This window comes from Paenibacillus sp. FSL R5-0378 (assembly GCF_038009285.1).
Taxonomy (GTDB): domain Bacteria; phylum Bacillota; class Bacilli; order Paenibacillales; family Paenibacillaceae; genus Paenibacillus_AQ; species Paenibacillus_AQ favisporus.
The window spans coordinates 1,517,501-1,536,678 of record NZ_JBBPAY010000001.1 but is presented as its reverse complement, the minus strand read 5'-3'; the positions used below and the strand labels follow the sequence as shown (position 1 = coordinate 1,536,678).

Annotated in this window: 10 protein-coding genes, 11 tRNA genes and 2 rRNA genes (1 of these 23 cut by a window edge); all 23 read right to left on the bottom strand. The window is 48.9% G+C overall.

Translation table 11 applies throughout. From position 1 onward, the window contains the following. Positions 1–4: 4 nt before the first annotated feature. Positions 5–1,702, bottom strand: coding sequence for an extracellular solute-binding protein (locus MKY74_RS06895; protein ID WP_076176237.1), 1,698 nt, complete (start codon positions 1,700–1,702; stop codon positions 5–7). A gap of 256 nt (positions 1,703–1,958) precedes the next feature. Further along, positions 1,959–2,822: a LysR family transcriptional regulator gene (locus MKY74_RS06890; RefSeq protein ID WP_076176240.1), complete on the bottom strand. Its 864-nt coding sequence runs from the start codon at positions 2,820–2,822 to the stop codon at positions 1,959–1,961. After that, a complete protein-coding gene (locus MKY74_RS06885) occupies positions 2,807–3,706 on the bottom strand; it encodes a LysR family transcriptional regulator (RefSeq protein ID WP_076176242.1) in 900 nt (299 codons plus the stop codon). Before MKY74_RS06885 ends, MKY74_RS06890 begins: the two co-directional genes overlap by 16 nt. Before the next feature lie 814 nt (positions 3,707–4,520). Then, positions 4,521–6,353, bottom strand: a complete 1,833-nt coding sequence (gene glmS, locus MKY74_RS06880; RefSeq protein ID WP_076176244.1) for a glutamine--fructose-6-phosphate transaminase (isomerizing) — start codon at positions 6,351–6,353, stop codon at positions 4,521–4,523. Positions 6,354–6,955: 602 nt separating this feature from the next. Further along, positions 6,956–8,296 carry a phosphoglucosamine mutase gene (gene glmM, locus MKY74_RS06875; protein WP_076176247.1) on the bottom strand — a complete coding sequence of 447 codons (1,341 nt, stop codon included), beginning with the start codon at positions 8,294–8,296 and terminating at the stop codon, positions 6,956–6,958. Positions 8,297–8,348: 52 nt separating this feature from the next. Continuing rightward, entirely contained in the window at positions 8,349–9,782 is a 1,434-nt protein-coding gene (locus MKY74_RS06870; RefSeq protein WP_076176249.1) for a CdaR family protein, read from the bottom strand. Continuing rightward, complete coding sequence (cdaA, locus tag MKY74_RS06865) at positions 9,775–10,605, bottom strand: diadenylate cyclase CdaA (RefSeq protein WP_076176252.1); 831 nt, start codon at positions 10,603–10,605, stop codon at positions 9,775–9,777. Before cdaA ends, MKY74_RS06870 begins: the two co-directional genes overlap by 8 nt. 199 nt (positions 10,606–10,804) lie before the next feature. Next, positions 10,805–11,419, bottom strand: coding sequence for a zf-HC2 domain-containing protein (locus tag MKY74_RS06860; RefSeq protein WP_076176254.1), 615 nt, complete (start codon positions 11,417–11,419; stop codon positions 10,805–10,807). A 119-nt stretch (positions 11,420–11,538) separates the two neighbouring features. Then, the gene (gene sigW, locus MKY74_RS06855) at positions 11,539–12,105 is read right to left on the bottom strand and encodes an RNA polymerase sigma factor SigW (RefSeq protein WP_076176256.1); all 567 of its coding nucleotides are present in this window, start codon (positions 12,103–12,105) and stop codon (positions 11,539–11,541) included. A 188-nt stretch (positions 12,106–12,293) separates the two neighbouring features. Continuing rightward, entirely contained in the window at positions 12,294–15,089 is a 2,796-nt protein-coding gene (gene ppc / locus MKY74_RS06850; RefSeq protein ID WP_076176258.1) for a phosphoenolpyruvate carboxylase, read from the bottom strand. Between the two features lie 1,221 nt (positions 15,090–16,310). After that, positions 16,311–16,384 (bottom strand) — tRNA-Gly (locus tag MKY74_RS06845). Positions 16,385–16,440: 56 nt separating this feature from the next. Beyond that, a tRNA-Pro gene (locus MKY74_RS06840) sits at positions 16,441–16,514 on the bottom strand. Between the two features lie 23 nt (positions 16,515–16,537). Further along, a tRNA-Arg gene (locus MKY74_RS06835) sits at positions 16,538–16,614 on the bottom strand. Between the two features lie 3 nt (positions 16,615–16,617). Then, positions 16,618–16,692: transfer RNA gene (locus tag MKY74_RS06830), tRNA-Gly, on the bottom strand. A gap of 11 nt (positions 16,693–16,703) precedes the next feature. Continuing rightward, positions 16,704–16,787 (bottom strand) — tRNA-Leu (locus MKY74_RS06825). Positions 16,788–16,805: 18 nt separating this feature from the next. Next, positions 16,806–16,881, bottom strand: a tRNA-Lys gene (locus MKY74_RS06820). Positions 16,882–16,885: 4 nt separating this feature from the next. Continuing rightward, positions 16,886–16,960, bottom strand: a tRNA-Gln gene (locus MKY74_RS06815). A 51-nt stretch (positions 16,961–17,011) separates the two neighbouring features. Then, positions 17,012–17,087 (bottom strand) — tRNA-Val (locus tag MKY74_RS06810). 125 nt (positions 17,088–17,212) lie between these two features. Further along, positions 17,213–17,284: transfer RNA gene (locus MKY74_RS06805), tRNA-Glu, on the bottom strand. 8 nt (positions 17,285–17,292) lie between these two features. Further along, positions 17,293–17,368, bottom strand: a tRNA-Thr gene (locus MKY74_RS06800). A 3-nt stretch (positions 17,369–17,371) separates the two neighbouring features. After that, positions 17,372–17,447: transfer RNA gene (locus MKY74_RS06795), tRNA-Asn, on the bottom strand. 7 nt (positions 17,448–17,454) lie between these two features. Beyond that, a 5S ribosomal RNA gene (gene rrf / locus MKY74_RS06790) occupies positions 17,455–17,571 on the bottom strand. Positions 17,572–17,668: 97 nt separating this feature from the next. Further along, positions 17,669–19,178 (bottom strand): 23S ribosomal RNA (locus tag MKY74_RS06785) (it continues 1,420 nt past the right edge of the window).

Sequence of the window (19,178 nt, the reverse complement as noted above, 5' to 3'; positions counted from 1 at the left end):
CGAACTATTGATTAAGCGACGACTTCAGCTTCTGTACATTTCGTTCATAAGCCGCCTGGCGGCTTGCTGCGATGGCTTCATACTCGGGATCCTCGGTAGTGGCTTTCATGAATTCGGCGAACAGTCGGTCGAATTCGGCATTCGATTTCGACATCAGCAGCTTCGGCAGCGTCTCCGCCCAGAGCCGCGTATTTTTGCCTACCGCAATTCCTTCCTTCGTTGTCGGGTCCGGGTCCAGGTTTTCGAACTCGCTTGTGCTAACCGTCTTGCCCCTAGTCCAATCGGCAATTTGTTTGGAAGGCTCGGCATCCATCCCCGTCATCCATGCTAGATTCATGTTCGTATCCATTAGCATCCAGTACATATAAGAACCGCCATATTTGCTATCGAACGCTTGGCGATCGGTATTAAGCAGTTGCATGACCTCCGGCAGGAACTGATCTTTGCCGTCAATCGTATCGTAGGTAACGCCCTTCTCTCCTAAGAACAGGTCCTTGTTTCCCTCTTCGCTGAGCAAATAGCTGAGGAAGGCGATGGCCCTCTTCTTGTCTTTGACGTTCTTCGAGATGAGCGTCACGGTCCAACCGGAGATGCCGTTTCCTGCAAGGGTTGGCGCATCATGCGCATCGTTCGCCGGACCGTCAATCGCGATATAGACCTTATTCGGGTCCTTCTGATACAGCGCCTGATTAATCTCTGAAAAATCGGACCACTGATACAGCATGGCAAAATAACGCCCTTGCGATATTTTTTCGTCCTTTTCCACTCGTTTCTCATCAAGAAAAACATCTGTCGGCATCAGTCCGTCCTCATTCGCTTGGCGAAACATCTTCAGCCATTTCAAATAGGTCGGGTCGCTACGACGGTCGTACAATTTGCCGTTTTTCTGCTTCGGAATGGCTAGGAAGTTCTGAAGATAATCTTCCAGCGAATAGTTGCCGGTTTCCGTAAATTCATGAAGGCCAATCGGGATGAGCGGCTTGCCGTCTACTTCCGGAAACTTTTCCTTCGCAGCCTTCAGCGCGCCGAGAAACCCTTCCGGCGTGCTCATATCCGGCTCCCCGAGGGCTTCATACATGTCTTTCCGAACAACGAAGGTCTGATTAGACGTAAAAAGCTTGCCGTATTTTTGATAATCCGCAGGTGATGAAGATGCATTCGGGTAGCTGTACACATTCCCGTCAGCCTGTGTGTACCAGTTAAGCTTCTCTGGGTCAGCAGCTTTAAAGAAATAAGGATCGTATTGTTCCGCCAGCTCGTTTAATGGAAGCACCATATCTCCATTGATCATCTTCTGTACGGAATCCTCGTAGGAGCCTAGCGTGATGAAGTCAGGGAGCGACCTTGCTGACATCATCGTGTTGAGCTTCTCCCCGGCGTCTCCAGCAGGCACAATAAAGTTCAAACTGACACCCGTTTTCTTCGTTATATAATCGGAAACGACGTTGCCCCCCCACTTACCGGTGAACCAATCAAAATTGATATACCAGTCAAACGTTATTGGTGTCGTATCCAGCTTCCAAGCGGGCTCATTTGGAGATAGCTTCGTTTGAGAAGCATCTGCCTTTTTAAGACTGTCGTTGAAAATCGTATCATCAGCAGCGCCATTGCTCGATGTGTCCGTGCTCCCGGAACAAGACGCCAAAGTCCAACACATCAACAGAGCCAGTAACAGCATTGCCGGTTTACGCATTTTCCCCATTCAAAAATTCCCCTTCGGCCTTTAATATCCCATCATTTAATATATTTCCACAAAAACAGACAATTTCCGTTCAGAATCCTTAATGTATTGCTAGTATAAAGGTTATAGCAGGTAAAGGAAAGAGTCTAACCTGATAAGCAGGGTTACTATATTTGGGATATTTTCTATACCGACTAACGCGAATAAGCGAGCAAGACAGGAAATATTCCTTCGTCTAGGCTCGCATTCATTAGCTATGATGTTGTAGTTCCCTTATCTATGATTCCAGAAAAAAATCGATACATTTCTGAACAGAAGGATTATGGTGATGATCCTTTTTAAAAATAAGCTTCATCTCACGTACAGGCGTTAGATCTACGAAACGAATCATTTTCAGATGCTGCCCAGAAAATGTTTCAATTAATGAAACAGGCAAAATAGCTACCCCCAACTTTTGCAGTACCATAGAAAGAAGAATAGCCGTCGAAGTGGACTCAAATTTCGATTGTAAATATTTGTTCATTTTCTCGCTGAATGTATGAAGATGCTCGATTAAACTTTTATCGCCAACAAATAAGGAAGATTCTAAATTTTCTAGCTCTTGAAAAGAAATAAAGGTTCGATCTGCCCATGGATGATCCGCATAAACGACCAATGCTTGTTCTTCTTTATACAGGTGCATCGCATGAATTTCTTTGTTTGGATCATATTTGTCGGCAATGCCAATATCGATACGACGATTCAATAATTGCTGTGATGTATTTTCTGTACTGGCAAATTTTAATGTAATGTCAGGATACTGTTCATGGAATTTCAAAAAACGGGGGATTAAACCATTAAAGTCCACTGGAGAAATGCCTATCGAAAGTTGATTTGCCCGAGCATAGCGTAACTCATGAGTTTCTTTCTTCGATTCTTCAATGAGCCTCATGACGGAAAGAGCTTTCTCGTAAAGTATTTCCCCGTCAGCTGTAATCTTTACGCCTCTGCCAACTCTCTGAAACAAAGGGGTTCCAACTTCTACCTCTAAAAAGCGGATTTGTTGGCTTAAAGTAGGTTGAGAAATCATTAACACTTCTGCAGCCTTAGTAAAGCTTCCTGCTTTGCAGATTTGAATGAAACATTCTAATTGCCTGAACATGGAAGATTCACCTCAACCTCTCTTACATAGGAATCCATCTCTTGAATGAATAGACGTGCCATGGGCCTCATCGTAACGGAATGAAGATATACAAGAGATATATCCCAACGAGGTATATGGCCTTCTAATTTGACAATACGCAAAGAATCATCCCTGAGGCTCTCAAGCAAAGATATGGGTATAATAGCTGCTCCAAGTCCATGACGAACCCAGTGAATCAATACTGAAGTGGAGGACGTTTCTATGCTCGACTTCAAGGCAAACCCACTTGAGAAACAATACATATCAAGCAATGATTTGTTTTGTTCTCGGAACATGATCGAGTTCATTTGCTTCAAAAATCGAAAAGGAATCGAAGATTTATTAGCCAAAGCATGTTCGGAGTGAATCAATAGCGCCATTTCTTGTCTATACAAATGAGTCGAAATGAGCGAAGTATCCGAAACTGGATATGCAGTGATCCCAATGTCCACCCTTTGCTCCAAAACCTTATTTTCGACATCCTCTGCATCGATAATTTTTAATAAAATATTCGGGTACTTTTGATGAAATCTCATGAAGTAAGGAGCAAGATATTCAAGTTCAGCAGGACAACATCCAATAGAAATGGTTTCTCTGGATTTGTTGATTCTGCCAACGATTTCATTTCGCGCTTCTTCAAGCAGATTCATAATGGCGTTGCCCTTATTCAAAAGAATTTTTCCCGCTTCCGTTACCTCAACTCCTCTACTTACCCGATCGAACAATTGAATATTATACTCATCTTCCAAAACCCGAATTTGCTGACTTAGTGTAGGCTGAGTCACACCTAATTCTTCTTTAGCTTTGGTCAAACTTCCAGATTTGCAAACTTGAATAAAATATTCAAGCTGACGTAATTCCACAATGTATCCCCCCTTTGTTAATTTGTTCTTCGGTTTCTTAACCTGGCGATTTTCCGGACACCATCCTTGCTGATCAGTACTCTTACTTATTGCTTACCGTATGAAGTGCTCATCCGCTGGTGGTCATGAGCGTGATCGTGATAATTGCTGAACTTCTCTGTAATAAACATTATATGAAGGAAACTATCATGTAATATATCCGCTACATTTCAGGTGAAGGTTACTAGATTTTAGGGTTGGTGGCCGGGGAACCCCGAAAGGTATAATAAAATCTTAGGCTGGCCGTAAGCGCAGTTTAGGGCTCTTAAGAGGATCATTTGGTGTCAATGGCACACCGTTTCCTTCGAAAGCGTTAAAAGCCCCTTGAGAGGTAACATAGGCCCTGAGATAGCCTCCGAAACACAGTGTTTTTTACTTTATATCCTTGATTTCCTTGAAACAACAAAGGAGCCCAGTTTAATACTCCGGGCTCCTTTGTACTTAGTTAAGAAGTTACAACCAATATCATTCCGTTACTTTTATTACTTTGTTGGCCACAGCACAAAAGCTACACCAAATCGGCGCTCTTGGACCTTGAGCTTAAATCAGCCTGTCTATAGCGAGTTGTCCGCTCTCTAAAACAACTAATGGCTTCGCCCCCAACGAGGGACGAAGCCATTAACTTTGCTTTGTTCAGCTATAATCTTAAGATGTCGGGACACCAACTCTATTGCAAAAATACTGGTGTAACGGCTCAACAATAATGTCTAGCACTCACTTTAATGTCACCAGACAGAAATTGTCGGTCGTGTTGTCGACAATCCTTTTACTCCCCTTACTCCACCGTTACGCTTTTCGCCAAATTCCGCGGCTTGTCGACGTCGTTGCCTCTAGCAAGCGATGCGTAGTAGGACAGCAGCTGCAGCGGCACAACCGACAGAGCCGGCGTCAGCAGCGGCAGCGTCTTCGGAATCGCAAACGCCTGGTCAACCGACTTCAGCAAACCTGCGACATTTTCTTCATGGGTAATCGCCATGATGTCCGCGCCGCGTGCATTCACTTCCTTGATGTTGCTGACCGTTTTCTCCAGAACGGCTTCCTGGGTTGCCAGGGCAATAACCGGGATGCCTTCCTCGATCAGCGCCAGCGTACCGTGCTTCAGTTCACCCGCAGCGTACGCTTCAGAGTGAATGTAAGAGATTTCTTTCAATTTCAGCGAACCTTCCTGCGCTACCGCGTAGTCCAGTCCGCGACCAATAAAGAATAAGTGCTCATGCTTCGAAATATGCTCTGCATAGGCTTTAATGGCATCCGGCTTGGCCAGCATGCTTTCCACCTGCTCCGGCAGAGCCTGCATAGCGGCTACGATCTGAGCCACCGCTTCCGGCGTCTGCGTGCCGCGAACCTCGGCGAGGTACAGCGCCAGCAGATAGAATGCGATCAGCTGCGACGTATACGCCTTAGTGGACGCTACGGCAATTTCCGGACCGGCCAGCGTCACGATAACGTCGTCGGCGTCACGGGCGATCGAGCTGCCCACCACGTTGGTGATGGCAAGTACGTGTGCTCCGTTCGCTTTGGCTTCACGCATCGCAGCGAGCGTATCCGCCGTTTCACCGGATTGGCTGACAACGATGACCAGCGTTTCCGGCGTTACGATTGGAGAGCGGTAACGGTATTCCGACGCTACGTCCGTCTCTACCGGAATGCGTACCAGCGATTCAATCGCGCTGCGTCCCACGAGACCTGCATGGTATGCTGTACCGCAGGCAATGATTTGAATGTTGCGGATATTTTTGATCTGATCGGCCGTCAGCTTCAGCTCTGGCAGAACTACCTTTTTACCCGACTCGTCGATCCGTCCGCGCATCGTGTCGCGATAAGCTTTCGGCTGCTCGTGGATTTCTTTCAGCATGAAGTGCTCAAAGCCGCCTTTTTCCGCCGTCACTGCATCCCAGTCGACATGAATCATTTCCCGAGAAATAAAATTCCCCTCAATGGTCATCAATTCGACAGAATCCTGCGTCAATACGGCCATCTCACCGTCATTCAAAATATATACTTTACGCGTATATTGAAGAATTGCCGGAATATCCGATCCGATGAAGTTCTCTCCTTCGCCAATCCCGATAATCAGCGGGCTTGCTTGACGCACAGCCACGAGTTTATCCGGTTCGTACTCGGTCAATACACCGAGGGCAAAGGCGCCGCGCATATAACCGATGGCCTTCTGAACCGCTTTGACAATATCGCCGTCGTATTCGCGGGCAATCAGATGGGAAATCACTTCCGTATCAGTTTCCGACACGAAATGATGTCCCTGGCTGATCAGCTCATCCTTCAGCTCCAGATAATTTTCGACAATGCCGTTATGCACGACCGAAAATTTATGACTGTTGTCCGTATGCGGATGAGAGTTCACGTCCGATGGCTTGCCATGAGTAGCCCAGCGCGTATGCCCGATGCCGGCACTTCCCACCAGCGGTGTCCCTTCCAGCTTGGACTCCAGATTGGCCAAACGGCCTTGCGCCTTGGCAATTTGCAATCCCTGGTTGGTGAACACGGCAATACCCGCAGAATCGTACCCGCGGTACTCCAGCTTCTTCAGACCCTCGATCAATACCGCTTGCGTATCCTTTTTACCAATATATCCGACAATACCACACATAGTTAATATCCTCCGTTCACTTCTTCAAATTGGGTTTTAGAAGCGTACGGGAGCATAAAGGTGCAGCATGGTGCCAGAATGTACAGGAAAACGAACATTGTATTCAGTTATACAAGGTGCATTCACGAATGTACATCCTAGCATCGCCGCATCTCTTATGCGCTTGCCCGCACACTCATGAAAAATGATCACTATTTTCTAACACCCACTGGAAACGTTGTGTGAACGGTCGCCCGTTCATTTTCCGTTTCGAGTTTACGGCTGTGGTGTATCACCGGGAGGTCCCCGCCGAACATTTCGAACACCTCCACCTCGTCAACTTGATGCTGCCGTGAATCCGAAGCGTCGTGCTCCTTCAGATTCTTCCCCGCGCAAGCTCAAGTTCTGGCGCTATTGTTGCTAACCTCACGACCCTCGCTTTCTGTTTCGTAATGACATTTACTAATTATATTCATGTCATCTCCGTTTTGCAATCGGGCTGATAGCCCCAAATCGGAGTCCCCGTTATATACCCTGTAAAAAAGCCGATGAAACCGCAATTCTAGTCTCACCGGCCTATGGCATTTATGCTTTATTTTATAGAAAAAACCAACATTTACCTGCTATACTAGTTCCCGTTTCACCACATCGACGATTTGGGAGACATACTGATCCAGGTCCTCCTTATTAGGACCTTCAGCCATGACGCGGATCAGCGATTCCGTGCCTGAAGGACGAACCAGTACCCGGCCGTTATCCCCAAGGATCCCCTCAACGGCTTGAATAGCATCCTTAATAGCTGCATTGCCTTCATACTTGCTCTTGTCCTCTACCCGTACGTTTACCAACACCTGAGGGTACTTGCGCATCATCGTTCTCAGCTCGCTCAGCTTCTTGCCCGAAGCCTGGATCGTATCCACCAGCTGGATCGCGGTCAGAATGCCGTCACCGGTCGTATTGTAGTCCAGGAAAATAACGTGGCCGGACTGCTCTCCGCCTAAGTTATAGCCGCCTTTACGCATTTCCTCCATCACATAGCGGTCACCGACAGCCGTTTTGGCCGTTTTCAGCTCCAGCTTCTCGGTCGCCTTATAAAAACCGATGTTGCTCATGACGGTCGATACGATCGTGCCGTTGTTCAGCTTACCCTGCTTGTTCATAGCGTCACCGCAGATACAGAGGATGAAATCGCCGTCGACTTCCTCGCCCTGATCGTCAATCGCGATCAAACGGTCCGCGTCTCCATCAAAGGCAAGACCCAGGTCAGCTTTGGCTTTCAGCACTTCTTCTCTCAGCTTTTCCGGGTGGGTGGATCCGCAGTGGTCGTTGATGTTCAACCCGTTCGGCTCGGTGCCGATCGTAACCACCTCTGCCCCGAGCTCCTCAAACAGCTTAGGAGCCAGCTCGTAAGCGGCGCCGTTGGCACAGTCGAGTACGATCTTCAGCCCGTCAAAGCTGTGGGAAATCGTCGTTTTCAAATACTCCAAATATTTATATTTCGATTCATTATCGACAATAACATTGCCCAGATCCTTGCCAATCGGACGCGGAAGCGTATCTTCGGCTGCGTCCATCAGCTCTTCGATTTTCAGTTCGGTCTCGTCGGACAGCTTGAAGCCATCCCCGCCGAAGAACTTAATACCGTTATCTTCGACCGGATTGTGGGAAGCCGAAATCATAACGCCGGCGTCCGCCTTTAACAACCGTGTAATATACGCCACCGCTGGCGTAGATACAACACCTACACGGATAACATGCGCCCCGATGGACAGCAGACCCGCAACCAGTGCCGATTCCAACATAACTCCCGAAATCCGGGTATCCATTCCAATGACAACCGTAGGTTTCTCCACGTCCCCGGTCAACACATAACCGCCGCAGCGTCCAATGCTGTAAGCCATTTCGGCCGTCAGTTCTTTATTGGCAACACCGCGTACTCCATCAGTTCCAAAATATTTCCCCATAATTGATCTCCTTTTTGAGTGCATCTCTAGTTACTATATGAGTTCGTTCAGATCAGGGTGAGCCGGTATCTGTCTGTGGCTCCTGCCCTTCCGGCGGCGTGGTGTCACCCGCCGTTCCATTGTTGTCTGTCTCATCTACGTTCGTCGAATCCGTCTCAGACCCTGAATTGCCGCCTGTTCCCTTATTGCCGTTGTCGGTCGTTCCCTTGCTGTTATCTTCAGGCTTCGAGTCCGGCTGGGTCGACGTTGCTGCAGCATTATCCTTGATCTCTATGGTCGCCGTTAGCGCATTTCCCTGATCCACCCGCGAAACATAGCGTGGGAGGACCACCTGCAGGTTCACCTGATGCGTACCGGGCTTCAGGTTACCAACGCTGGCGATGAGCTGAATGTCATCCTTTGTCAGGCTGTTCAGCAGTCCAGGAGCGCCGCTCAGCTTAAGCGACATGGTGCCGCTTGCCGGGCTCTTGATCGCGGCCTGCACGTCAGAGCCGGCCCCGCTGATCTTAATCGGAATGTCGTCAATCACCCGCTGAGAGTTGGACACCGTGGTGATTTCAACCTCCATAGAGCTCGGCTCGATTTTCTCAAAACCCTGCGGCGGCGTCAAGTCCACAGGAAGTACCATTGTTCCCGCTTCCTTGATCTGCCCCAAATCCACATCGACGTCATTATAGGACTTTATTCCCGCAAGCGCATCTTGAGAACCGTACAGCTTCACGGTAGTCACGCTTGGCTGAGCCTTGGAAATCACGAGGCCGTCAGGCAGTTGGCCGGAATAGTGCAGTTCGATCGGCACCTCTTTGTATGGCGGCGTAATCGGAACGACCACGGAGATGGTTGACGGCTCAATTACCGCCCCCTCAATTTCCTTCCCCTGCTTGTCCAACGCGGTCAGCTTCACCCGCTTTTCCTTAATCGTTGCGTCTTCGCCATCAATGGATACCGATCCTTGAATCTTATCGACCCTTTTCAGGTCGCTTTCAGGCAGCGTAACAGACACTGTAGCCGGTTCCATCGTAATGCTGCCCATCTGATAACCGGCTGCCGGCTCCCCGCTCGTCACGATCGATACCGGGAAAGACGATGTATCCCTCTTTTCAATATTGACAGTCACGGTTGACGGCTGAACGTTGACCACCTCAATTCCCGAAGGAACGTCTACGGTCAGCGGCAGCGTGCTGGTGCCTACTTTGGCTTTGCTCAGGTCCAGCCTTACTTTATAATCTTCCGAGTACATCGAGAGCAGGTCCGACTTTTTTCCTTTGACCTCAAGCTGAACCTGATCCGTGTCCATGGCGCTCAGAATATACTTCTTCTCATCCAGTCCAAAAGCCTGTACCTTCACATTATCAATGATCCGTGAATCAATTTTAGCGGTAGGCGTAGGCGTCACATCGTTCAAATGAACCATGCTCCAGAGCAAAATACTTACGGCAAGCGCCAGCACTTTCGAAATATTGTTGTTATTGATCCACTTATTCATGATTATCATTCCCCTTCCGCTTCCAGAAAACAGGACGTTTTTCTTTCGCAGAGGAATTTGGACGGAGCTCTTCATACAGTTTCGATATTAAGGATTCTTCTTTAATATCACGAACGACCTGACCGTTAATGGCCAACGATATTTGTCCGGTTTCCTCCGATACGACGATGGACACCGCATCCCCTACTTCACTGATCCCGATGGCCGCCCGGTGCCGGGTGCCCAGCTCCTTGCTGATAAAAGGATTCTCGGACAGCGGCAAATAGCAGGCGGCAGCGGCGATCTGCTGGTTCTGAATGATCACGGCACCGTCATGGAGAGGTGTATTCGGTATAAAAATGTTAATGAGCAGCTGGGAGCTCACCATGGACTGCATAGGAATCCCGGACTCCGTATATTCATTGAGACCTGTCTCCCGTTCAAATACGATTAACGCTCCGATCTTTCTGCGCGCCAAATAGTTCACGGCCTTAATGACTTCGCCGATCAGCTTATTGAGCTGTTCATCTTCCGCCGATGAGCGGCCAAACAGCTTGCCCCGCCCCAACTGCTCCAGCGCCCTCCGAAGCTCCGGTTGGAAGATGATAAAGATCGCCAAAATGCCAAAGTTAAATATCTGGTTCATAAGCCATTTAAGGGTGTACAGATCAAACCATGTACTGAGCGCCCAGATGATGACCAGGAACAAAATCCCTTTCAACAGCTGAACCGCCCGGGTCCCCCTGACAAGCAAAATGACCTGATAAATGATATATGTAACGATGGCGATGTCAATGATATCTTTAATGGACTCTTTCCACGTTAAGTCCGCAAAATAACTCATACTTAGGCCCCCATACTCCCCTTCATGATGATGGGTCTCTATGTCATTTAATTTCCCCTATATTACCTAGGTTATAACGTACACCTTCAGGTTGCAAGCGGCCGCGGTTTCAAATTGGAATCATTTATAAATATTGCCAACAAAAAAGACGCCCGCTTTGTCCCAAAGAGGCGCCAATATCCACAAATATCAAGATTTACTAACGATAGGCGACATCAGAGAACATGTTTGTGATTTTATACCATATCCAGTCCATCGCCTGATCAATGCTCTTCACCTGACCCGAAATATGGGCGGTTGAGGCTTGGTACAGCGATCCATCGATGACCGTCAAATTACCTTGGACGTCACCATAGATCTGAGTCTTTCCATTTTCTACCGTCAAATTGCCCGCAATACTCTTGCCTTCAGGCACGATGACCGTGTTCCCTTCAATGACAACTTGATCCAGATCACTGCCTTTAACCACCAGTTGGGTATCCTGATCCCAGAAGCTCACGGTACTAAACAGCATCACTAAGACAAATATAGCCGCGGCTGTAATGGCCGGATGTCTCTTGACCCATGTAAGCCATAGCTGCTGCTTCTTCTGCTTCGGGAGAGAATTCATGATCCGCTCAGTCAGCTCAAGAGATGCAGACGGCGTATGATGCGTCAGCGAGTACATCAGCATATCCGTCTGTTCCAGCTCTTTAAACTGCATCCGACAGTCAGGGCAGGACAGCATATGGGTCTTAAGCTCCAACTGCTGCTCCTTGGACAAGTCGTCATCTAAATAATCATGCATTAAAGAGACGGCTAATTTGCAATCCATTCTGAGCCAATCCTTTCATTAATATGAATGTATTCAATCTCCCCGGTTCAGGGGCACAGGTCAGTTTCATTTGTAATACGTACAGGTTCTGAAGAAGTTTCAAAACCGAAGCTCGTTTTCTATAATTTGGGCTCTAATTTTTTGCGCAAAAATTCGCGACCCCGGTGCACCCTCGTTTTAATCGTTGTTACGGGCATTCCCAGCACATCGCTGATTTCCTGCAAGGACAAATCCTGCAAATACCGGAGGACCATGACCGACTTATACTTCGCCGGAAGGCTCTCGATCGCTTCGTAAATGATCTGCTGCGTCTCCGAGATCAGCGTCTCGCTCTCAGGCGTCCGGTTATCGCTTGGAATCATCGAATACCCGTCCATTCCTTCCTGGTCGTTCATCTCAGCATCAAGGGAATAGGTCGGTTTCCTTTTCCTCAGCCGGTCGATGCATAGATTGGTTCCGATGCGGTAAATCCATGTGGAGAATTTCTGATTCTGGTCATACCTGTCCAAATTTTTATATACGCGTAAAAAAGTCTCCTGAACGACGTCCTCCGCTTCGTGGCGGTTGTTCAGCATCCTGTAAGCCAAATGATAAATTTTGTCCTTGTACAGTTCCACAATTTCGGCAAACGCCCGCTGGTCTCCTTTCAGAGCCAGTTTTGTCAGCCGGTTTTCTATATTTTCCATCAAGATTCCCCCAGACTTGCTGATGGGTACGACAACAATTTATTTTTCCATTCAAATCGTAAATGAAGTCTCTCTAAAAAGCAAGACAAGCCGTATAACAGAACAATAGGAAAGCCGCAGCACCTGGGGTTCAGGCACTGAGCTTTCCTATTCTGGCTTCAGGGATGCTTATTGAAGTAATCGTATCATCAGCCTGTGTTCCGGAGTCCCGAGGCAATGCCGTTGATCGTGAGCAGAACCTCACGCAGCAATTCTGCATTATCCTCATCCTGTTCGCGCAGTCCGCGGAGCTCGCTGAGCAGCTGTACCTGCAAATAGCTGAGCGGATCCACATAAGGATTGCGGAGGCGGATCGATTCCTGAATGACAGGCACATTATCCAGAATTTCTTTTTGTCCTGTAATTTTCAAAATCAGCTCTGATGTCAGCTTGAACTCTTCCTCAATCAGTCCGAAGATACGGCGGCGTGCCTCATCGTTGCGGGCCATGCCGGCGTATTCCTTGGCAATGACCATATCCGCCTTGGCGATCGCCATTTGAAGGGAATCGATCAATGAAGTGAAGAAGGAGAACTTTTCGTACATCTCCTGCATCACCTTCAGATTCTCTTCCTTGTTCTGATAGAAGCTCTGAAGGCCTGTACCCGCGGCGTACCATGCAGGAAGCAGGTAGCGGCTTTGGGTCCACGAGAACACCCACGGAATGGCGCGCAGATCTTCAAAACGGTCGGTATTCTTCCGCTTGGAAGGACGCGAACCGATGTTCAGCTCTCCGACTTCAGGAAGCGGCGTGGATTCCTTGAAGAATGCCAGGAAATCCGGATCACGGAAGATCAGATCCTGGTACTTATTCCGGGAAACCTCGGACATCTCGCGCACGATTTCATCCCATTGGGCTTCGTTTACGTCATCCTCTTCCGGCGAACGTGCGTTGATTGCTGCCGTCACCAGAGCCGATGTTGCCTGTTCCAAACTGCGGTAAGCAATGCCCTTCAGCGAATAGCGCGAGGAAATGACCTCACCCTGCTCGGTGATCTTGATGCCTCCGCCGATGGTAGAAGCCGGCTGCGCCAGAATGCTGCGGTTCAGCGGCATGCCGCCGCGACCCAATGATCCGCCGCGTCCGTGGAAAAATTTCAGCTTGATGCCGAACTCGCTGGCGACAGCCGTCAGCTCTTTCAGAGCAACCCGCAGTTCCCAGTTGGCTGTAACCGCACCGCCGTCCTTGTTGCTGTCGGAGTAACCCAGCATAATTTCCTGAAGGTCGTTCCGGGCCGTAATGCTCTGACGATAAATCGGCAGTTTGAAAAGCCGTCTCATAATTTCCGGAGCGGCGTGCAGGTCCTCTATGGTCTCGAACAACGGAACCGCCTGCAATGTACATTCTACGGTACCGTCCGGAAGTTGCCGGAACAGCCCGACTTCTTTGGCGAAGACCATGACTTCCATGATGTCACTGGCTCCTTCAGCCATACTGATCAGGTAGCTGGTAATGCAATCCTTGCCGTAATCCTGCTGTGCTTCCTTGACTACCCGGAATACATCCAGGCACTCTTTAGTACTTGGGCTGTAGTCCTGATATACCGACGAGATCGGTCTCGGCTCGCTCAGCAGCTTCGTGAGCAGCTCAATCTTCTCCTCTTCGGAAAGCGCAGCATAGTCCGGCGTAATGTTGCTCTTCTCCAGGACCTCTTTCATCGCATTCTCATGTTCCTGGCTGTGCTGACGGATATCCAGCGCCGCCGTATGGAACCCAAACAGCTCCACCTGACGAATCAGCTTCTTGATATAAGTATCTGCTACATAGTCCGCAAAATGGAAGCGAAGACTGCGGTCAATAATGCTCAGGTCTTCAATAAACTCCGCTGGCGAAGCGTAGGACTCGGCTGTTCCTTTTTTACTGTCGTCCAGAACGTTCGCGATTTTCTCCATCATGTAAACCAGTTTGATACGGTATGGTTCCTTCGCATTGTTCCAAATATCCCTTTTTGTAACGGTTACATTTGCACGGTCCCGTTCAATGGAATCCTGAAGTTCCTTGGAAACTTCTACTATGGAAGTGCTGAAGCTCAAATACTGCATATATTCAACTAAAATGCGCTGATATTCCCGAATAGCCAGCTTGCGCTGCATACGAAGCGTCTGTGAAGTGATCTCGGCCGTCACAGATGGGTTACCGTCACGGTCGCCGCCGATCCATGAGCCGAATTTCAGGTACGTAGGCACGTGCCAGAGGTGTCCCGGATAATACTTGGTCAAGCAGCGTTCCAATTCCTGATAGACGTCAGGCAGAACGTGGAACAGCGTCTCATGGAAGTAATACATTCCGTTACGGACCTCATCCAGTACCGTAGGCTTACGGGCTCTAAGCTCATCCGTCTGCCACAGCGTAATGACTTCGTTCAGCAGCTTCTCCCGAAGCTGTTCGCGCTCGCGGAACGTAAGAGTCGGATTGTCCAGCAGCATGACATCTTCGGAAATCCGTTTATGAATATCCAGAATCGCTCTGCGCATGGCTTCCGTCGGATGGGCGGTCATTACCAGTTCCAAGGACAGGCTCTCAATAATGTCCTGAACTTCTTCGACCGTAAAGTTCCGCTCTTTCAGTTCCTTGATGGCCATCTCGATCGAATCGGGCTGAACGCTTTCTCCAGCTGAGCGCTCATAGTCCCGTTTTCTACGGATTCGATGATTTTGCTCGGCGATATTCACAAGCTGGAAGTAAATCGCAAAGGCGCGAATCACCTGATGGCGAATATCCGGCTCAAGGGTTTCAACCATCTTTTTGAATTCTTCATACAATTCAGGCAAAAAAACAGAACGTAAAGATTTGCTTGTTTCACGGATCTTCTCAACGATATCTAAGAGTTCATTGCCCCCTTGATGGACAAGCACTTCTCCGAGTATGTTCCCCAAGAATCGCACGTCACGCCGCAGCAAGTTGTTTGAATTGCTTTTGTTCGCGGTTACCGTAAGTTCAGTCATGCTACTCCTCCCGTCTCTATCCCGTCTGTATTGCTTTCTCTTTGTTCATACTTTCTTAACATCATACAATAAATCACATCGAAAATCTGCACTTTTATTAAATAAAGCGCAGATTTTCGCGCAAAAACACGATGTAAAATATGTATTTTCATTCAGTCATGCCTAATTCCTGACATATAGTTTAACAGATGTTGTGGATAATACAGCGGTTTTCATTCTAAATAAAATACCGCATTGAGTTTATTTATGCATAGCCCAGATGATTCAACCACTATTTACCACATAAGTTAACTCATTAAACAAATCATCTCGTTAATATTTAACATTGGTTTGATTTAACGGAAGATGTCAGTGGACCTTTTTCGTTACAGCAGCTGATTTAACTATGCTCTCTTGTTAACATAACGGGGAGTTCATTAATCAACATGGAACACATATAAAGGAATCATGGGCATACCCAATATTAGATTGTGTTTTAGCTTGCTTAGCTAGGCATAATATAGATTTTAAGAATGCAATTATGTAGTTATTAACCCTCCATTTAAAAGGGTTAGAGGGGCAAATAAGGCGTTTTTAGAGGCAATCAGGTAAACCCCTCAGAGAGCTACCTTGTAATCGTGCATAACAGCCCTTAACAGCCCTTTCAAGGCATCTCAAATTAAAAAGCGGACCTTCGGCCCGCCATTGAGGTTAGATCTTGACGCGCGTCCTGAGCGGGTTCCTTCAGTGACGCCGGCACGGACGGTCGTACCCACGCTGCGTAGGTTTTCTCCCACACAACCGCTCCAAACAAAAAAACGCCTTTCGGCGTTATGTTTTATGTATGGAGCGGGTGATGGGAATACTCAACATCTCGATTAAATAAGCGTGCCTTCGGCCCGCCACAGAGGTAGATGTTGACGCGCGTCCTGAGCGGGTTCCTTCACTGAAGCTGCACGGACGGTCGCACCCACGCTGCGTAGGTTCTCTCCCACACAACCGCTCAAAATAAAAAAACGCCTTTCGGCGTTATGTTTTATGTATGGAGCGGGTGATGGGAATACTCAACATCTCGATTAAATAAGCGGACCTTCGGCCCGCCGCAGAGGTAGATGTTGACGCGCGTCCTGAGCGGGTTCCTTCATTGAAGACGGTACGGACGGTCGTACCCACGCTGCGTAGGTTCTCTCCCACACAACCGCTCTAAACAAAAAAACGCCTTTCGGCGTTATGTTTTATGTATGGAGCGGGTGATGGGAATCGAACCCACGCTATCAGCTTGGAAGGCTGAAGTTCTACCATTGAACTACACCCGCAGATCTCCGTGCAAGCCTTGAAACAATCATGACTTGCACGAAGCTGTGCATGCGTATCGGGATGACACGATTCGAACATGCGACCCCCTGGTCCCAAACCAGGTGCTCTACCAAGCTGAGCTACATCCCGATATCTATTGTAAAACAGTTAAATGGCGCGCCCTAAGAGATTCGAACTCCTGACCTTTTGATTCGTAGTCAAACGCTCTATCCAGCTGAGCTAAGGGCGCATATGGAGCGGACGACGGGAATCGAACCCGCGACCCTCGCCTTGGCAAGGCGATGCTCTACCGCTGAGCCACGTCCGCATTAAACAAAGTGGTGCGCGTGGAGGGACTTGAACCCCCACGTCAAAGACGCTAGATCCTAAGTCTAGTGCGTCTGCCAATTCCGCCACACGCGCAAAACCTGTAAATAAAACTGGTGAGCCATGAAGGACTCGAACCTTCGACACCCTGATTAAAAGTCAGGTGCTCTACCAACTGAGCTAATGGCTCTCACTGGCTGGGGATATAGGATTCGAACCTATGCATGACGGAGTCAAAGTCCGTTGCCTTACCGCTTGGCTAATCCCCAAAGTTACGAATAACTATAGTCTGCCCAATTTTAAGTATTTCATATCATAAATGGTGGAGGCTGAGGGGATCGAACCCCCGACCCTCTGCTTGTAAGGCAGATGCTCTCCCAGCTGAGCTAAGCCTCCATGCAAACTATGTATCCATTAAAACACACGATGACCCGTCCGGATCTTTCCTTCGTTTAAAGGCAGCAAAGCTTGTCCCAACGAAAGTATATCCGACGAACCTTATGTGGAACAAAACAAGAAAGTGACCCGTATGGGATTCGAACCCATGTTACCTCCGTGAAAGGGAGGTGTCTTAACCCCTTGACCAACGGGCCACAAAATATGGAGCTCTCAACCGGGATCGAACCGGTGACCTCATCCTTACCATGGATGCACTCTACCTACTGAGCTATGAGAGCAAATGGCTCCCCGAACAGGACTCGAACCTGTGACAACTCGATTAACAGTCGAGTGCTCTACCAACTGAGCTATCAGGGAATATACCGCTTGGCAACGTCCTACTCTCCCAGGACCCTTCGGTCCAAGTACCATCGGCGCTGGAGGGCTTAACGGTCGTGTTCGGGATGGGTACGCGTGGAACCCCTCCGCTATCGCCACCAAACGTTCAAGTGTTTTGATCACTTGAAAACTAGATACGAAACGAATCTGCGAATTAATAAGCATATGCTTCCGTAGCAAGCTTTCTTTCAGAAAGCTTTTAGGATAAGCCCTCGACCGATTAGTATTGGTCAGCTCCATGCATTGCTGCACTTCCACCTCCAACCTATCTACCTCGTCGTCTACAAGGGGTCTTACATACTGGGAAATCTCATCTTGAGGGGGGCTTCACGCTTAGATGCTTTCAGCGCTTATCCCGTCCGTACGTAGCTACCCAGCCATGCTCCTGGCGGAACAACTGGTGCACCAGCGGTACGTCCATCCCGGTCCTCTCGTACTAAGGACAGCTCCTCTCAAATTTCCTACGCCCACGACAGATAGGGACCGAACTGTCTCACGACGTTCTGAACCCAGCTCGCGTACCGCTTTAATGGGCGAACAGCCCAACCCTTGGGACCTACTTCAGCCCCAGGATGCGATGAGCCGACATCGAGGTGCCAAACCTCCCCGTCGATGTGGACTCTTGGGGGAGATAAGCCTGTTATCCCCAGGGTAGCTTTTATCCGTTGAGCGATGGCCCTTCCATGCGGTACCACCGGATCACTAAGCCCGACTTTCGTCCCTGCTCGACTTGTAGGTCTCGCAGTCAAGCTCCCTTCTGCCTTTGCACTCTTCGAATGATTTCCAACCATTCTGAGGGAACCTTGGGGCGCCTCCGTTACTCTTTAGGAGGCGACCGCCCCAGTCAAACTGCCCACCTGACACTGTCCCCATACCGGATTACGGTACCAGGTTAGAACCTAGATACGATCAGGGTGGTATCCCAACGGCGCCTCCACCCAAGCTGGCGCTCAGGTTTCAAAGGCTCCCACCTATCCTGTACAGATCGTACCCAAATCCAATATCAAGCTGCAGTAAAGCTCCATGGGGTCTTTCCGTCTTGTCGCGGGTAACCTGCATCTTCACAGGTATTAAAATTTCACCGGATCTCTCGTTGAGACAGCGCCCAAGTCGTTACGCCATTCGTGCGGGTCAGAATTTACCTGACAAGGAATTTCGCTACCTTAGGACCGTTATAGTTACGGCCGCCGTTTACTGGGGCTTCGGTTCACAGCTTCGGGGTAAACCCCTAACCGCTCCCCTTAACCTTCCAGCACCGGGCAGGCGTCAGCCCGTATACTTCGCCTTGCGGCTTCGCACAGACCTGTGTTTTTGCTAAACAGTCGCTTGGGCCTTTTCACTGCGGCCCCCTCGTGCTATTCACACTACCGGGGCACCCCTTCTCCCGAAGTTACGGGGTCATTTTGCCGAGTTCCTTAACGAGAGTTCTTCCGCGCGCCTTAGAATTCTCTTCTCGCCTACCTGTGTCGGTTTGCGGTACGGGCACCTTCACCTGGTTAGAGGCTTTTCTTGGCAGTGTGAGATCATGACCTTCGGTACTATAATTTTCCCTCCCCGTCACAGCCCAGCCTTAAAGTGTGCGGATTTGCCTACACACCAGCCTCACTGCTTGGACGAGCATCCATCAGCTCGCGTCACTACCCTCCTGCGTCACCCCATCACTCATAACGGTTTACGGTGGTACAGGAATTTCAACCTGTTGTCCTTCGA

Coding starts and splice junctions, on each gene's coding strand:
- MKY74_RS06895 (WP_076176237.1), bottom strand. CDS start 1,702: ATGGGGAAAATGCGTAAACCGGCAATGCTGTTACTGGCTCTGTTGATG.
- MKY74_RS06890 (WP_076176240.1), bottom strand. CDS start 2,822: ATGTTCAGGCAATTAGAATGTTTCATTCAAATCTGCAAAGCAGGAAGC.
- glmS (WP_076176244.1), bottom strand. CDS start 6,353: ATGTGTGGTATTGTCGGATATATTGGTAAAAAGGATACGCAAGCGGTA.
- glmM (WP_076176247.1), bottom strand. CDS start 8,296: ATGGGGAAATATTTTGGAACTGATGGAGTACGCGGTGTTGCCAATAAA.
- MKY74_RS06870 (WP_076176249.1), bottom strand. CDS start 9,782: ATGAATAAGTGGATCAATAACAACAATATTTCGAAAGTGCTGGCGCTT.
- cdaA (WP_076176252.1), bottom strand. CDS start 10,605: ATGAGTTATTTTGCGGACTTAACGTGGAAAGAGTCCATTAAAGATATC.
- MKY74_RS06860 (WP_076176254.1), bottom strand. CDS start 11,419: ATGGATTGCAAATTAGCCGTCTCTTTAATGCATGATTATTTAGATGAC.
- sigW (WP_076176256.1), bottom strand. CDS start 12,105: ATGGAAAATATAGAAAACCGGCTGACAAAACTGGCTCTGAAAGGAGAC.
- ppc (WP_076176258.1), bottom strand. CDS start 15,089: ATGACTGAACTTACGGTAACCGCGAACAAAAGCAATTCAAACAACTTG.